Genomic DNA, 16,745 nt, shown 5'->3' with positions numbered 1-16,745 from the left:
GCAACAAAATCCGTTGCACCTGTCCTTTTATTTACTATGTGAGTGATGGTAGTGATAGATAGAAAATATCTGTCACTTCATTTAATGGGCTGATATTTAGTAAGATATATGGAAAAGTGATACATGATGAGAAATTCATACAAAAAAGATGAAGGACTCGAAGAAGAATCCTTCATCTTTGAAAAAATCTTGTCTCTTCGGTGTTACTTAACCTCCTAGAATTAGACGTTCCTTCCCAAACGAAGATAATAAAAATGATAGAACAAGCTAACTTTAACAATTAGCTTTTTTTACTTCCTTTTCGCTTTTCACTAGTTTCAGTTTCTTAAGACCGATAAAAACTATCGAAAAATTTAGAGAAATACCTTTTTTTTGTTGATTATAAGATATAATGTAACGTTATTCAAGAACCTTCCGTTTTCTAAGTTCCTTTATTAAGTCTTTTGTGAACTCATCGGCCCCCAAAGAGTTCATGTGACCTCCATCTTTAAAGTAGATGTCATTTCTAACATACTTTGGGTCGTTAGAAAAATCGATGAATTCAATCCCCCTCTTTTTGCATAACTTAATTACAGGGGAAAGTTGCTTTGTATCCATTCCATACCAGATGGGTGAAACACAGAAAACAATATTGTTCCCTAAAGCCTCTACATATTTCTCCAAATAGAATAGTTTTAGAAAATCGTAGTCATAATCTATAGGGGTATGCGTAGCGTCGTTTCTTCGAATTTTTGATTTATCCATTTTACCTAGTAATGGTACAAAACCATTGTTTTCGGCATTAATAATTGGACGCAAAAAATCTATCAGTATTTCTATAATATGAGAATTATAGCGATACATACTGCTTAACATTTTATACCGTTCAGTACTATCGACAGAGAGTAATATCTCTTTTATTTCTTTCTTGGCGTAATATGGTTTTAACCATGTTAAATATCTATGATTATCTTCTCCTTGGAGCAAATCAAAACTTGGTGTTATGTCATATATAACTAATTTGGGAGTCATATGCTGTTTTATCATTTGTAGTCTACCATACAATAGTATAATTCCGTTCCCGTCTTGCCCTGAATTATAACTAGACATTTCTAAAGAGTCTGTGATGATTTGAGGATTAAAGTGATGTACACATCGAGAGGAACCACATAAAAGGATATCGGTCTTAAGTTCGTTACAGATATAGTTGTCACGTGATGTCATTCCTCCTTCCGCATGAGTGCGCAGATAGTCAAAAACGACACCTGCTACAATATCAATGCCGGTAATTATCGCTAGAAAAATGGCAGTCTTTATTATGAACTTTTTCATACTTTAGAAATTGGCATAAATGAATTGACCAGCGTCAAAGACTCCTGTTAATAATATCATTATCATTACAAAAACATATGCAATCCATCGAATACAGATGTGTTTGCTATTAAATAGTTTTAGTTTAGAGGGGGCAAATTCGTCAAACCAGTCTTTTATAAACATGATTGATGTACCTATAACTATAAAAGCGAATATATGTCTTGATTTGATCTCCACTATCATAGGCTGACTTAAATCGAAAATATGATATATCACACCAATAGCATCTCCAATCGTTGGCATTTTAAAGAATATCCATGCAAAATTGACTATCAAGAAGGTTACAATGATTTTGATGGTTTTCCCCAGCCAGCCATAATTGCAATTCTGCTGACCAAGCATTTTTTCAATAATTTGACAGATTCCATGCATACATCCCCATATAATGAAAGTCCAATTTGCACCATGCCATATACCACTCACAAGGAATGTCACAAAAATATTCCAATAATTGCGCAATTTAGAGCAGTGGCTGCCACCCATGGGAATATAAACATAATCTTTCAGCCATGTGGAGAGTGAGATATGCCAGCGATGCCAGAAGTCGGTGACACTGACGGCAAAATACGGACGGCGAAAGTTCTCGGTCAACTCAAAGCCCAACACCTTGCCCACACCAATAGCCATCATTGAATAGCCCGCAAAGTCTGCATAAATTTGGATAGTGTAAAGCAGGCTGGCAACAAAACACGATGTGCCTGTATAGTTCATATAGCTTGGCAATACAGTATCAACATAAAGCGCGACACGGTCGGCCACAACAACCTTCATAAACATACCCCATAGCAGCATCTTTAATCCCTCAACAGCTTTATAGTAATCGAAATATGGACGTAGGCTCTTCAACTGTGGAATAACAAGCGAAGCTTTATTGATTGGACCAGATAGGATGCTAGGAAAAAACGATACGAATAAAGCGTAAGTCAAGAAATCACGCTCAGCCCCTTGCCGCTTATAATAGACATCCCACAAGTAGCCCAATGCTTGAAACGTAAAGAACGAAATACCGATTGGGATAGCCCAGTTAAGACCTTGTAAATGGTAGTTCAGCCCGACAACAGATAAAGCATTGCTAATGCTGTCGTTGATAAAATTGAAATATTTGAAGAAAATCAATGGCAATAATGTCAACAGTACCCCAGTTGTTAGAATTCGCTTGGGGTGTTTCGTCTTTTCTATGAGCAATGCCGAATAGTAGGTCACTGCCGTCACCCCAAGCAATATTAGTGCATACACAGGTTTCCATTGCAGATAGAGCAGATAACCCACAAAGAGTAGAAACATGTTCCTTGCTTTGCCGTACTTTGCTGGAATGGCATAGTATAGCAGAAAGATAAGCGGGAACATTACAATAAAGTTGAACGAGTTGAATATCACTGTTGTGTCTCTTTTTGCCTGATGACACCCTCGGTCAGACATAGTCCTTATTTCGTTTCTTATAACTACAAAAAAAAAGCGGGGTGTCTGGCTTCTGCCCGTTCGCCGTTTAATGCCTACCATCGCCCTTAGTAATGAACGAAACAGAGTGATACCCACGCCGTTGGTATATATCTACCCGCAGCACCAACCTCTGCAATGTCCTTGACTACTAAATTTTGAGTGTGGTAGTTTCAAAACGGTCAAAAACCAAGCGTCAGCGACGCATTTCAATATGTAGTACTCCCTATAACCGCTCCAACATTCAACGAATGCGGCTCGGCGTAAGTATGCGAGTGCAAAGGTACAAATTTCTCTGCAATTATAATCAAATTTCTCGAAAAAACATAACATTTGTTAGATTTGAAAGAGATAAAAAGAGGTGCAGATGATGAATCTGCACCTCTTTTCTATTATAATAATGTTTGTTATATGAATTAGGTGTGACTATTTCCACCAGAAATCATCCACGAATATACCTTGTACATAGTCGGTGAATCTCTTGTTTTCGTTAGCAATATTTCTTCGCTCACTAACGGGCTTGAACGTATCGTCGACTAGGATCTTGCAGGCTGCTTCACCAGTAGTGGCTTTGAGCTCCATCCACACGTTGTCCTTATAGACCTCGATAATGATTCTCTTAATATCTGCGGGGGTGATGTACGTGCCATTAACGGTAAATTCTGTGGCGGGTACTTCAGGTCCGGCACCGGTGTTATACATCGGGTGCTTCTCGAGCATAGGAGTCGTATCTCCGAATACTTCGTGAACCTCCCTGCCCTCGGATTCACCAGAGCCTCTCACTCTCAGAGGAAGCGTGCCACCTGCGCAGATCAGCTTCAGTGTAGTCTTGCCACCTTCTGCCTTCACTACGTCGAAAACAACATCGTTGAAGTCGAAGTCGCCAGCTTCTGAGGCCGACAGATCCTCTGCAATTACACGATAGAGTGGGTTACCGCCTACGAAACCTGGACTACATGGTGTCTCTGGAATGTTTATACTGGGCTTGCCTGAGTTAAAGCCTGCAGCGTAGATATTGTTAGCTATACTGAAACCGTCTTTCTCATAAATAAACTTATTTCCACTACCATCGTTGCCCTGCGCAAAATGCGTTTCTGCAGAAACGTATAGGTTGCCGCCATAGGTCACTGCGCCATGGCTGTTTATACTTGCGAGATATGAGTCTCTAACAATATCCTTAGCCTGGAATACAGCATATTCACCTGAAGTAGGACCGAAAATTCCAAATCCTTCGTCATCACTACGTCCTGACTCTAACTGAGCTGTTCCTGTAACCTTAAATACGGCATTCTGCCCCATTACGATTTTAAACGGACCAGAAATGGCACCTGTGCTAGAATCTCTACCACCATAGAAATTAGCGGTCTCCACACCGCCGCCAGTATCGATCTTAAAGGCTCCGGTATTGGATGAAATATTCATTTCAAAGTCGTGAGTCACCGTAAGCAGGCAATTATTAATCACGTTCACGCTCCCACCAATATAAGCATAATCATAAGTAGTCCAATGGCCATTGTTTACCCAGCCAGAGTTGTTGGAATTGACCTTGGTAGTACCCGTAACGGACCACTCGGCATTGTTCTGCACGGCACCGGCGTTCACTACAACAGTGGCACAATTAATGGTGGCATCGTTGACGATTCGGCTTTCATTACTTTCGGCACTAACAGTTCCTGCTGACAAAGTACCTACATTATAGAGAAAACTTGACGAGTTAACTCCAAACTTAGAACATGTAATTGTACCATGGTTATATACATGTGCACCGGAATTCGCTACTAAACCATCATCACCATTTGCTATTAACTCGGCTCCCGAAGCAATGTATACATCAAATTTGGCTGTAGAAGCTACGGTGTTATCAAATGTAACAGTTGCACCTTCTAATAGATACAAGTCAGTATACTGGCCTAAATCAAACGATACACCTGTGAAATCATACGTTCCAGCCTTGATGTAAAGTTTTGCATGTGCTTCTTCTGTGCCGCCAGAGATCTTAATAGGCTGGACTGCGTCGATATAGACAACTCCACCATCGTTGATTTCCTCAGGATGCCACCATGCTGTACCTTTGCTTATCAAATATTCTTCATAAGAAGGTATATTCGTGAGATCTGGTTCAAATTTGCTGGCATCACAGTCTTCGGGGAAAGAAATAGTAGGCTGAATATTGCCTTTGTACGAAGCATACGTGCCTACAGCACGTGTAAGGCCGCGTGAATAGGTATGCTGGCGGCCAAAACCCCAGTCGACATTGGGGCCAACCTTACCAAACGCTTTCTCGAAAGCGGCGGCATACTTGTCGTTAACACTCGTTTCAACTTTCTCCTCATTGTAGAAAGCTTCTTCATGACTACACGACGAGAGCACCATCGTACCCACTATGCTGGCTACAATCGTTATAATTCCAAAATTACTTCTCTTATTCATAATCGCAAAAGGTTAAATTAGTACATGTATTAATCTCTTAGTTATAATTTGTGCAAATATAAGAAAAACAACGATATGTTGTTTGTATAACATAGTTAATAAAAGTTAACTAATGGGTTGTGTGGTGTAATTAGTAGATAAAAGAGCTTGGGTAGTCGATAAATAATCCAAATTTTGCTATTTGCTTGTGTCTAATAAAAAAAGGTGCAGACGACAAATCTGCACCTCTTCCCTATTATAATAATGTGAGTTACTTAACCTCCTCGAAGTCAGCGTCCTGAATGTCTTCTGGCTTCTGCCCGGCATCCTGCTGAGACTGCTGCTGACCACCATTGAACTGGTCGCCGCCAGGCTGTCCCTGTGCACCCTGGTACATCTGCTGAGAAGCAGTCTGCCATGCTGCGTTGAGGGCTGCGATGGCTGAGTCGATGGCTGCAACGTCGCCAGCCTTGTGGGCATCCTTCAACTGCTGCAGGGCCTGCTCGATAGCGGGCTTGTGCTGAGCGGGGATCTTGTCGCCAAGTTCCTGAAGCTGATTCTCGGTCTGGAAGATCATAGAGTCTGCCTGATTCAGCTTGTCAATACGCTCGCGTTCCTTCTTATCGTTCTCGGCGTTCTGCTCAGCCTCGGCCTTCATGCGGTTGATCTCGTCCTGTGACAGACCTGATGAAGCCTCGATGCGGATGGCCTGCTCCTTACCAGTAGCCTTATCCTTGGCAGAAACCTTGAGGATACCGTTGGCATCGATATCGAAGGTTACCTCGATCTGAGGAATACCACGACGCGCTGGAGCAATACCTGTCAGGTTGAACTGACCGATGCTCTTGTTCTGAGCTGCCATTGGGCGCTCACCCTGCAGAACGTGGATGGTTACCTCTGTCTGATTGTCAGCAGCGGTAGAGAATGTCTCGCTCTTCTTGCAAGGAATGGTTGTGTTAGCCTCGATCAGCTTGGTCATCACACCACCAAGAGTCTCGATACCCAGTGTCAGCGGAGTTACGTCGAGCAGTACGATGTCGCCTACGCCACCTTCCTTGTTCAGAATAGCACCCTGGATAGAAGCACCTACGGCTACCACCTCATCAGGATTTACACCCTTTGAAGGCTCCTTGCCGAAGTAGTTCTTAACGAGTGTCTGTACGGCGGGGATACGGCTTGAACCACCTACGAGGATGACCTCGTCGATATCAGCTGTATTCAGCTTGGCATCGGCCATTGCCTTCTGACATGGAGCCAGACAAGCCTGGATCAGGTCGTGAGCCAACTGCTCGAACTTAGCACGAGTCAGAGTCTTAACCAAGTGCTTAGGTACACCTGCTACAGGCATGATGTAAGGCAGGTTGATCTCGGTAGAGGTGCTTGAAGACAACTCAATCTTAGCCTTCTCGGCAGCCTCCTTCAGGCGCTGCATAGCCATGGGATCGCTCTTCAGGTCGGCACCCTCGTCGTTCTTGAACTCCTGTACCAGCCAGTCGATGATGACCTGGTCGAAGTCGTCACCACCCAGGTGGGTATCACCATTGGTAGAGAGTACTTCGAACACACCGCCACCAAACTCAAGGATTGAGATATCGAATGTACCACCACCAAGGTCGAACACTGCGATCTTCATATCCTTGTTTGCCTTATCTACACCATAAGCCAGAGCTGCTGCTGTAGGCTCGTTGACGATACGCTTTACTTCGAGACCGGCAATCTGACCAGCCTCCTTAGTTGCCTGACGCTGAGAGTCTGAGAAGTAGGCTGGAACTGTGATGACAGCCTCTGTCACCTCCTGTCCGAGATAATCCTCGGCAGTCTTCTTCATCTTCTGGAGCACCATGGCAGAGATTTCCTGAGGAGTATACTTGCGTCCGTTGATGTCAACACGGGGATAACCTCCCTCGTTAACGACGCTGTATGGCACGCGGGCAATCTCCTTTTCTGTCTGCTGCCAGTTCTCACCCATGAAACGCTTGATAGAGTAAACAGTGTTCTTCGGGTTAGTGATGGCCTGACGCTTGGCAGGATCACCGATCTTACGCTCACCGTTTTCAACAAAACCAACTACTGAAGGTGTTGTACGCTTACCTTCGCTGTTGGCAATTACTACTGGCTCGTTACCTTCGAATACGGCAACACAGCTGTTGGTAGTTCCTAAGTCAATTCCAATAATCTTTCCCATAATTCTTATATTTTTTTAATTTATACTCATTTTGACATGGTTTGGTAAGCAAAGCATGTGCCAAAATGTCTTTTTTGAGAAAAAATGTTTTCTGTCGCGTCATTTTGGCATAAATTATTTTGTTATGTCCCGTAATTCTCTTATCTTTGCACTCGGAATCCAATTAAAACTATAGATAGTCATGAGAAGAATGATTTTTACAGCCTGTATGGCTCTTGCCTTTTTGACAGTCTCGGCTCAGGAGAATCCCTATATCGTGAAGACTAAGGGAGCTAAGAAGAGTGCTCAGACGCAGATGGCAGATGAGTTGGCGGCTGCTCAGCAGGAGGTTGAGGAGGCCAAGGATTTTATCGGTCATAACTTTAAGTTCTACAGTCTCTGTGATTGGCAGGAAGGTATGAAATTCATGGTGATGCCTGAGAAGTACGACTTGGTTGTGAAGACATTCACCGACGCTGCGACAGGCAAGGAGGTGAGTAGTATGCCCTTGAAATACAAGATTATGGTATACAAGGGGCATCATGAGAGCACCGACGGACACGCTCGCATCGATTTTCTGTGTCAGGACAATGGAAAGTCTTATTATTATGAGATCCCCAGTGGTTCTTTCGAGGATTATTGCTATACCAAGACGGGGGTACCCACATTGGCTTATTTGGGCGACGTTGATATTGCCCGTGAAAAGCTGATGGGCAGAACGCTCTTTACCAAGACCCAGTTCTTCCGTATTGATACAGAGTATGATGGCGAGGGATTCCAAGACGTGGTCGTTGATAAGGACATGGAGGTGAGAGTGATTGCCGTTGGTGTGGGTTCTCGCAGTTTCCCTGTCAAGATTATCGTAGAGGACAAAGATGGCAATGAGTTCTTCCAGAATGTGGCTATCTCAAAGACCAATAGTGGTATGCGCGACGATGAGTTCATTATGGATAACACCAAGTATCTATTCGGTGGCTCGTTTGAGATGGTTGATGATATCATGGCTATCAATAGCTACAACTACAGGGTTTATCTGGGTAAGATTATCCATACGAAGTACCCGACGAAGATGCTGAATGAGACCACGAAGAAGGTTCAGGCTATTCCTCGTCTGGCAGAATATCAGATAGAAGCCATCAATCCTCATAAGAATGACGATAAGGCTACCCTTAAGTTGAAGAATACTACGCTTGGTACCTATTTCTATTGTGATATGGTGCTCGACCAGCATCGTGCAGAGAAGCAGGATGAGTATTTCGGCTATATCTTTGCTCCTGGTCCTGGCAAGAAGGTGAAGACCAGCGAGGCCAGTCGTGCCATGATCCGTGCAGGTCACGTAGGTATTGGTTTCTCAGAGGATGAGGTGATGATGGCCGCAGGTGAGCCCGATATGATAGAGCATGGCGAGAACGGTACGTATACGTGGATCTTCAACCGTTCGAACAACAAACAGTTAGTTGTGCATTTCACTGGCGCTGGTACGGTAGATAAGACAACGACGAAGGATGGTCCTGCTCCTGTCAAGAGTCCGAGTGTCAAGCGACCGAATTCTAAGATGGGTAAGAAGGTGATGAAGAATGGAACACCGCTTTAAATAACAAGATAAAAAGATCAATCCCCCAACCGAATGGCTGGGGGATTGATCTTTTTTACGCCTTTTATGCTTTTTACGCCTTATCCGTAATAGCCTGCATAATCTGTGCTTCGAGTTCCTCGCAAAGCTCTGGATTATCCTTGAGCAGTACCTTCACCGCATCACGTCCTTGAGCCAGTCTCGACTCTCCATAAGAGAACCATGAGCCGCTCTTCTTGATGATGCCATACTCTACACCGAGGTCGACAATCTCGCCAATCTTCGAGATGCCCTCGCCGAAGGTGATTTCAAACTCGGCCTTGCGGAAGGGGGGAGCCACTTTGTTCTTTACAATCTTCACACGCACCTGGTTGCCAATCACGTTGTCACCATCCTTGATACTGGTTACGCGACGGATGTCCAAACGTACAGACGCATAGAACTTCAGGGCGTTACCACCTGTGGTAGTCTCTGGATTGCCGAACATTACGCCGATTTTCTCTCTCAACTGGTTGATGAAAATACAGGTGGTGTTAGTCTTTGAAATGGTCGATGTCAATTTGCGGAGGGCCTGGCTCATCAGTCGTGCCTGCAGTCCTACAGCAGAGTCACCCATGTCGCCCTCAATCTCTTTCTTCGGTGTCAGGGCTGCCACAGAGTCGATGACGATGATGTCGATGGCACTCGAGCGAATCAGCTGATCTGCAATCTCCAGTGCTTGCTCACCATTGTCGGGCTGAGAGATGTAAAGGTTCTCAATGTCAACACCTAGTTTCTCTGCATAGAAGCGGTCGAACGCATGCTCTGCATCAATGAAGGCAGCGATGCCGCCAGCCTTCTGACATTCTGCGATAGCATGGATGGCCAGTGTAGTCTTACCAGAAGACTCAGGACCATAGATCTCGATGATACGTCCCTTTGGATAGCCGCCTACGCCGAGTGCAGCATTCAGGCTGATACTACCCGTTGGAATCACTTCTACGTTCTCTATCTGTTCGTCGCCCATGCGCATGATGGAGCCTTTGCCGTAGTCTTTCTCAATCTTCGACATAGCAGCCTGCAGGGCTTTCATTTTTTCTTGTTGAGGCGTTAGTGCCTCGTCTTTTTCTTTTGCCATATGATTTTATAGTTAAAGTTCCAGGTCTCCGTCAAACACCTCGTGCCAAGGGAGTCCCTGTTTGTTTAGTTGTTCCATAAATGGGTCTGGATCGAAATCCTCTACGTTCCACACACCCGGCTTCTTCCAGATGCCCTTCACAAACATCATGGCGCCAATCATTGCAGGAACACCAGTGGTGTAGCTCACACCCTGCATGCCCGTTTCTTTATAAGCCTCTTGGTGCTTGCAGTTGTTGTAAACGTAGTAGGTGTGCTCCTTGCCGTCTTTGATACCGCGGATACGACAACCGATGGAGGTCTCGCCCTCGTAGTTCTCACCCAGATCCTGTGGGTTCGGCAGTACGGCCTTCAGGAACTGCAGTGGAACGATCTTCACCTTGGCAGTACCTGTACCGTCGGCCAGAGGCGCCTCGTATTCTATCTCGTCAATACGGCTCATGCCGATGTTCTGAATCACGTCGAGATGTTTCAGATACTGCTCGCCAAAGGTCATCCAGAATCGTCCCTGCTTGATGGTGGGATAGTTCTTAACCAGACTCTCCAGTTCCTCGTGGTGCAGCAGATAGCTCTCGCGGGGACCGATGTTAGGATAAGTCAGCGGCTTGTGAATCTCCAGCGGTTCAGTTTCAATCCACTGTCCGTCTTTATAGTAGAGTCCTTTTTGGGTAATCTCGCGAATATTGATTTCTGGGTTGAAGTTGGTTGCGAATGCATGGTGATGATCACCAGCGTTGCAGTCCACGATGTCCAGATAGTGAATCTCGTCGAAGTGATGCTTGGCAGCGTAAGCCGTGTATACACCGCTCACACCCGGGTCGAAGCCGCAACCTAAGATAGCTGTCAGTCCAGCCTGCTCAAACCGGTCTTTGTAAGCCCACTGCCATGAGTACTCAAAGTGTGCCTCATCCTTAGGCTCGTAGTTGGCCGTGTCCAGATAGTTGCAGCCGCAGGCCAGACAGGCATCCATGATGGTCAGGTCCTGATAGGGCAGGGCCAGGTTAATCACAAGTTCGGGCTTGTAGTCGCTGAATAGCGCCTTCAGCTGTTCTACATCGTCGGCATCCACCTGAGCGGTCTTGATGTCCATCTTGTAGCCAGCCTTGTGAATGTCGGCAACAATCTTGTCGCACTTCTCCTTGCGACGGCTGGCAATCATAAAGTCGGTAAACACGTCAGCATTCTGAGCAATCTTGAATGCAGCTACCGTAGCGACGCCACCGGCGCCAATCATTAATACCTTTGCCATATATCTTACAATTTATTATTTTTCCTTGATTTCATCCGAACTGATGCCAAGGGCTGCCATCAGCGAGTAGCCCAGAATCTCCTGTCTGAAGTTGCCTCCTGGCATGGGTTGCATTGCAAACACGGTGATGCGCTTGTTGTCATCGTCTAGTCGGTTCAGCGTGTCGCGTACCTTATTATATATATTACTGTTCTCAGCATCAGGTATCACCATCACGCGCTTCACGTCCTTCTGTGCCGCAATCAGTTGCAGTGCTTCCGTGAAATAGTCTTCTCCGCCGGCAATGTTCTCAATCGGGTAGGCACCTATCGTAAACTCCCCCAGATGGTCTTTAAAGGCCTTGCCGTCCAGCTCCTGAGCATAGTCGGCGGGCACAAAGTTCTCCAGCTTTGTCTTGTCCTTCCTGTGAGTCAGTACCACCAGCGTCTCGTGCTCTCCTTCGCGGAGACCTCCGTCTAGCGCCACACAGTCAATCCACTTTGCTAAGTCAGCCTGAGGAATCCTGCGACCTATCATCCTTTCAAAGTTCACAATGAGGTTAAACGCAACTTTATCTACGTAGTCAGCATCTACCAAAATCACGTTTTCACTCCATTTTATATCTTGCAGGTTGTTGTTCATATCTAAGGTGCAAATTTACGAAGATTTTCCCGAATCCACAAACTTTTTAGTGAAAATCATAATTTTAGGGAGAAAAATCAAAAATTGCGGTCGGATAAGTAAAAATACAGCTAATTTTGCAGCAAAATAGAAATCAGTCAACGAAATGAAGAGTATATTAGAAGGTCATTCAGCCTTAAAGGCTGAGGTCGAGAAAATCGCCGAAGTGGCTGGCTATCTGTGGCAGAACGGATGGGCTGAGCGCAACGGCGGTAATATCACAGTCAATGTCACCGACCTTGTCGACGACGAGATTTGTCAGCTGCCCGCTATCAGCGAGGTGAAGCAGATTGGTGTGTCGCTGCCAGCCCTCAAAGGGTGCTATTTCTACTGCAAAGGTACTGGTAAGCGTATGCGCGACTTGGCACGCTGGCCCATGGACAATGGTTCCGTCATCCGTATACTTGATGATTGTGCCTCTTATGTTATCATCGCCGACCATCCAGTCATGCCAACCTCCGAGCTTCCCAGCCATCTCACGGTTCATGCCAGTCTCATTGAGAAGGGTAGTCCCTACAAAGCCACTGTCCATACCCACCCGATAGAACTCGTGGCCATGAGCCACTCCAAGAAGTTCCTCGGCAAGGATGTGCTCACCAAGCTTCTCTGGTCCATGATTCCTGAGACCAAGGCTTTCTGTCCACTGGGCCTGGGCATTGTGCCTTACACCCTGCCGGGTTCTAATGCCCTGGCTGAGGCTACGCTGAAAGAGCTTGAGGACTACGATGTCGTGATGTGGGAGAAACACGGCGTCTTCGCTAAGGGGCTCGACGTGATGGATGCCTTCGATCAGATTGATGTCCTCTCCAAGAGCGCTAAGATCTATATCAATGCCAAGGCCATGGGTTTCGAACCCGATGGCATGAGCGATGAGCAGCTGGCCGAGATGACGCTGGCGTTCAGCCTCCCCAAATAGGAACAAACAAGCTACTGACTATATATTTTGGTTTAAATTGAAAAACCCCCAGCACTGTGAAGTGCTGGGGATTTGTTATTAATGTTGGTACAAGCCGTTTGAACGCCACAAAACTGACGTATCTCTGTTGAAACAAATTGTTTACTGAATCGTTATCGTTGTTACTGGGCGAAGCCAGGTTTTTGAGTTGCAACTCATGGTACCAAGTTGACCTGAAGATAAACTGGAACCCAAAATGGAAGTCCCATCTGAATAGAAATAGGCGGAGGATGGAATGAGTTTTTGACCATTATCCAATTTCTCATTGATGGTACTATTTGACTTGATGATGTCTATAGCCTCTTCTTTTGTCATGAGTCTCCAACTTGTGGAGATGTTTGGCTCCCAGGCGGCAAGCGCTTCGCTGACTTTGGTAGAAATAGCCTCTTGGTTATCTATATCATCACTATCAATGATTCCTTGTCTCTGACTTGGTGACAGCAATGTCACATTCTTCCCATCAACAGCTAAGACATAGCATCCGTTATAGACAGAACCTGCTTCGGGCATATCTGTGGATGGCTTGTCGTTATTGTCATTATCATCCGCTTTATCGCCGAAATCGAAGGAAATCTCTTTCTCTCCATCCCATATAGCACCAGTGATGGTTCCAGTAAGTGTTACCTCTGGGGCACCCGTCGGTGACTCATTGAAGTTTCCTTCTATGTTAAATCTGTAGTTGGCAGTCAGTTCCTTTTCACAAGTATAGGAATAAGAAGTGTTGTCGATACTGACAGTGATGGTGGGCTTGTCTATTGATGGAAATAAGAAGTTAGCGTCTGATTCCATCTTCCATGTCGTGTTGTCGTCTTGTTTAGTCAGGGTTATGGTGCTGTTGTTGTTTGTTCCTTGGTATCTGCCGTTTAAGAGCATCGACTCATAGATAGGAGCAATCTTAATGCTTACAGCCTTTGCTTCTTCTGGCACATTCTTGATAACAACGCTTTTCACCTGCAGCACTTTCCTCTCCAGACCTATCGTCAGCGAATTGCTGCCATCGGCAGACAGGGTCACTGTAGAATGACCTGCCATCAAGTCACCGTGTGTCTGTCCTTCCTGTAGTGAGATGACAGATGTTTTCGAAGCATTATCTATGTCTGGCAGCACGTAGCGTGTCTCGTCGGCACCACCGATTGCATAGACGTCATAGGCGCCTTCTACTAACCTGATTCCGATGACATCTTCGGCGCTCTCAAGTGTCTGCATGGCTTTACACTTGTTGGCACTGTCAAAGACATAAAGTCTGACGGGGTAAGCAACTTTTGCATCTCCAGTGCTTCGCGTGATGACAGTCAGATTACTGTTGGGCATTGCCAATTCTTCGTTAATCACTTCCTGAGAACATGAACTCAGGGTTAAGAGACCGCACATAGCGGTTAAGGTAAACAGTTGATTTTTATTCATAATTGTTTTTTTTGTTTTTGTGTTTGATCTTAGTGTCTTTACACGTAAGATTAACGGTTGCAAAGGTACATAAAAAATCCCAAAACCATAAAGATGGTCTTGGGATTTTAAATTTCTTTTACCTTTTCCCTAAATCAGTTGGGGTAGGAAGCAGGAGATGATTAGCACCACGATGCCGACAATGAGTACGGCGATGGTGCGGCGCGAACAGCCCTTCCACTCCTTGAGGATGATGCCCCACACATTGGAGAACACCACATTGAGTGCCATGAGAATGCAGAAAGCCAGCGTAGTGAGGGTGGGACTCTCGGTGAGGAAACCCTTTCCCAGAGAGAGGCCGAAGAACTGACTGTACCACAGGGCGCCTGCCAGTAGGCAGAACAGCAGATTGTTACCCCATACGGCGGTTTTCTTATAGTCGCCCCATGTGTGGTTCTTCTGATTCTGATAGAAACAATAGATGGCATTGGTCACAAAACCACCCAGCGTGACTAGCAGCGTGGCGGGTAGTGTGCGGAACATGGGATTGGTGAGATAGCCGAAGTTGATGCCCTTTCCGAACTCGAGACCTACGTTGAAACAGCCACTCATGAGACCTGCCAGCAAAGCAATGGCGAGACCCTTGGAGAAGTTGAAGTCTTTAACGGCTTCGCGATTCTCTTCCTCGGAGAGAGAGTCTGCTTTCATATTACCTGCAACACCGATGATGGCGATGCCTGCCAAGGTGACGATGACACCGATGAGAACAGCTGTGGTGAGCGACTCAAGGGCATTCAACTCGGGGAAGAATGCGTTGAGTAATATGGGACCGAGGATGGTGCCAAGACCGGCACATGTGCCGAGGGCGAGACTCTGACCAAGGGCTACGCCGAGGTAGCGCATGGAGAGGCCGAACGTGAGACCGCCAACGCCCCAGAGTACACCGAAGAAGATGGTCATCCAGATGTTGAACGACTGAGTGGCTGTGAACAACTCACACAGCGAATGACCCGCGGGAACAGCCAGCAGCGCGCCCAATAGGGGCAGCACCAGCCAGGCAAACACACCCTGAATAATCCAGTAGGTCTCCCACGACCAGTCCTTAATCTTATTGATGGGCACGTAGCAGCTCGACTGGCAGAAAGCGCCGATAGCTATGATGATGAGTCCTAAAAAGATTTCCATTAGTTACGCTTTGAAGTGACGTCTTTTTCGTATTTCTGAATGGCAGCGATGTATTCCTCGCCTACGGGGACGTTGTTCTTGAGGTTGAAGTAATCGAACACTGCACCGAAAGGCATCGACTTGGCCTCTTCCATAAGAGCCAGACGCTCGAAGTTCTGACCATTGTCTTCATACTGGCGCAGCAACTGCTTGGGTTCGAGCAGAGCCTGCAGGATGCATTTCTGTGTGGCACGGGTACCAACGAGGTAGGCACCGATACGATTGATTGAGGCGTCGAAGTAGTCGAGACCTACGTGAGCTCGGTCGAGGGCGTCGGCACGTACCAGCTCCTTGAAGAGGTCGAGGGTCTGGTCGTTCATAATCGTTACGTGGTCAGAGTCCCAACGAACAGGGCGTGACACGTGGAGCATCAGCTCGGGCACATACATGAGCAGCGTGCTGACAAAGTCGCTGACATTCTCAGTCTGCTCGTAGTGACCAGTGTCGATGGTGTACATCTGCTTGCGGGTGGCACAATAGGCTGTGTAGAAGTCGTGAGAGCCAACGGTGTAGCTCTCAAGACCGATACCGAACAACTTGGCTTCGAAGCAGTTCTTCACGCCGTCGAGTTTCTCCTCCATAATCTCATCGAGCGAGGCAGCGAGGATCTCACGATATTTCTTGCGCTGTACGGGCATGTCCTTGGCACCGTCGTGTACCCAGATGTTCATGATACAGGGGTCGTTCTGAGCCTTACCCATGGCGTCGGCGATGCGTCGGCAGCGCTTGGTGTGCTCAATCCAGAAGTCGCGGATGCCCTTGTCGGGATTTGACAGACTCAACTCGCCACTCTTGGGGTGAGAGAACGAGGTGGAGTTGAAGTCGAGTTTCATGTTGTTATCCTTGGCCCAGTCGATCCAGCTCTGGAAGTGCTTCACTTCTACTTGGTCGCGGTCAACGAACTTACCGCCGAAGTCGCCGTAAATCTCGTGGAGGTTCAGACGGTGGTTACCAGCTATGAGGGTTTTGACGAATTCGATGTCCTGACGCACCTCATCGATATTGCGGGCACGACCGGGGTAGTTGCCTGTGGTCTGAATGCCGCCGCTGAGAGCTTCGTTGCGCTCAAAACCAACCACATCGTCAGTCTGCCAGCAATGCAGTGAAATCTGCTGCTGCTGTAGTTGGTCGAGTACGGCGTCAGTATCTACACCGATGGCTGCGTAGCGGTCTTTCGCTACGGCATAAGCTTTTTCAATCAGTTCTGCTTTCATAAATCGTT

12 protein-coding genes are annotated in these 16,745 nt (G+C 46.3%); 2 read left to right on the top strand and 10 right to left on the bottom strand.

The features are described from left to right. Positions 1–399: 399 nt before the first annotated feature. From BMX82_RS11370 to dnaK, 4 genes are all read right to left on the bottom strand, one after another. Complete coding sequence (locus BMX82_RS11370; RefSeq protein WP_091769107.1) at positions 400–1,311, bottom strand: hypothetical protein; 912 nt, start codon at positions 1,309–1,311, stop codon at positions 400–402. 3 nt (positions 1,312–1,314) lie between these two features. Then, on the bottom strand, positions 1,315–2,772 hold the full coding sequence (locus BMX82_RS11365) for an MBOAT family O-acyltransferase (RefSeq protein ID WP_255396606.1): 1,458 nt from the start codon (positions 2,770–2,772) through the stop codon (positions 1,315–1,317). A 444-nt stretch (positions 2,773–3,216) separates the two neighbouring features. Beyond that, the gene (locus tag BMX82_RS11360; protein WP_051949636.1) at positions 3,217–5,220 is read right to left on the bottom strand and encodes a hypothetical protein; all 2,004 of its coding nucleotides are present in this window, start codon (positions 5,218–5,220) and stop codon (positions 3,217–3,219) included. Between the two features lie 250 nt (positions 5,221–5,470). After that, positions 5,471–7,384: a molecular chaperone DnaK gene (gene dnaK, locus BMX82_RS11355; RefSeq protein WP_091769104.1), complete on the bottom strand. Its 1,914-nt coding sequence runs from the start codon at positions 7,382–7,384 to the stop codon at positions 5,471–5,473. A 181-nt stretch (positions 7,385–7,565) separates the two neighbouring features. Between dnaK and BMX82_RS11350 the strand changes: the two genes are divergently transcribed. After that, a complete protein-coding gene (locus BMX82_RS11350; RefSeq protein WP_091769101.1) occupies positions 7,566–8,957 on the top strand; it encodes a hypothetical protein in 1,392 nt (463 codons plus the stop codon). 73 nt (positions 8,958–9,030) lie between these two features. Here BMX82_RS11350 and recA read toward each other — a convergent pair whose 3' ends face one another. Genes recA through BMX82_RS11335 form a run of 3 tightly spaced genes read right to left on the bottom strand, consistent with a single transcriptional unit; the run spans position 9,031 to position 11,922 of the window. Beyond that, the gene (gene recA / locus BMX82_RS11345) at positions 9,031–10,053 is read right to left on the bottom strand and encodes a recombinase RecA (protein ID WP_036909645.1); all 1,023 of its coding nucleotides are present in this window, start codon (positions 10,051–10,053) and stop codon (positions 9,031–9,033) included. 12 nt (positions 10,054–10,065) lie between these two features. After that, positions 10,066–11,301 carry a saccharopine dehydrogenase family protein gene (locus BMX82_RS11340; protein WP_036909643.1) on the bottom strand — a complete coding sequence of 412 codons (1,236 nt, stop codon included), beginning with the start codon at positions 11,299–11,301 and terminating at the stop codon, positions 10,066–10,068. A 15-nt stretch (positions 11,302–11,316) separates the two neighbouring features. After that, positions 11,317–11,922: a DUF6621 family protein gene (locus tag BMX82_RS11335; protein WP_091769098.1), complete on the bottom strand. Its 606-nt coding sequence runs from the start codon at positions 11,920–11,922 to the stop codon at positions 11,317–11,319. Between the two features lie 145 nt (positions 11,923–12,067). Between BMX82_RS11335 and rhaD the strand changes: the two genes are divergently transcribed. Next, positions 12,068–12,877, top strand: a complete 810-nt coding sequence (gene rhaD / locus BMX82_RS11330) for a rhamnulose-1-phosphate aldolase (protein WP_091769096.1) — start codon at positions 12,068–12,070, stop codon at positions 12,875–12,877. A 141-nt stretch (positions 12,878–13,018) separates the two neighbouring features. Here the strand turns inward: rhaD and BMX82_RS11325 are convergent, their stop codons facing one another. The 3 genes from BMX82_RS11325 to BMX82_RS11315 form a co-directional block, all read right to left on the bottom strand. Beyond that, positions 13,019–14,320, bottom strand: a complete 1,302-nt coding sequence (locus BMX82_RS11325; RefSeq protein ID WP_143058365.1) for a FimB/Mfa2 family fimbrial subunit — start codon at positions 14,318–14,320, stop codon at positions 13,019–13,021. Positions 14,321–14,449: 129 nt separating this feature from the next. Next, positions 14,450–15,484: an L-rhamnose/proton symporter RhaT gene (locus BMX82_RS11320; RefSeq protein WP_036909637.1), complete on the bottom strand. Its 1,035-nt coding sequence runs from the start codon at positions 15,482–15,484 to the stop codon at positions 14,450–14,452. Beyond that, positions 15,484–16,737 (bottom strand): L-rhamnose isomerase, encoded by a 1,254-nt coding sequence (locus tag BMX82_RS11315; protein WP_036909635.1) that lies wholly within the window; start codon positions 16,735–16,737, stop codon positions 15,484–15,486. Before BMX82_RS11315 ends, BMX82_RS11320 begins: the two co-directional genes overlap by 1 nt. Between the last annotated feature and the right edge of the window lie 8 nt (positions 16,738–16,745).

The organism is Prevotella sp. khp7 (genome assembly GCF_900109055.1).
Classification (GTDB): domain Bacteria; phylum Bacteroidota; class Bacteroidia; order Bacteroidales; family Bacteroidaceae; genus Prevotella.
Note: the sequence above shows the minus strand (reverse complement) of the source record. Positions and strands in the feature narration are given on the sequence as shown.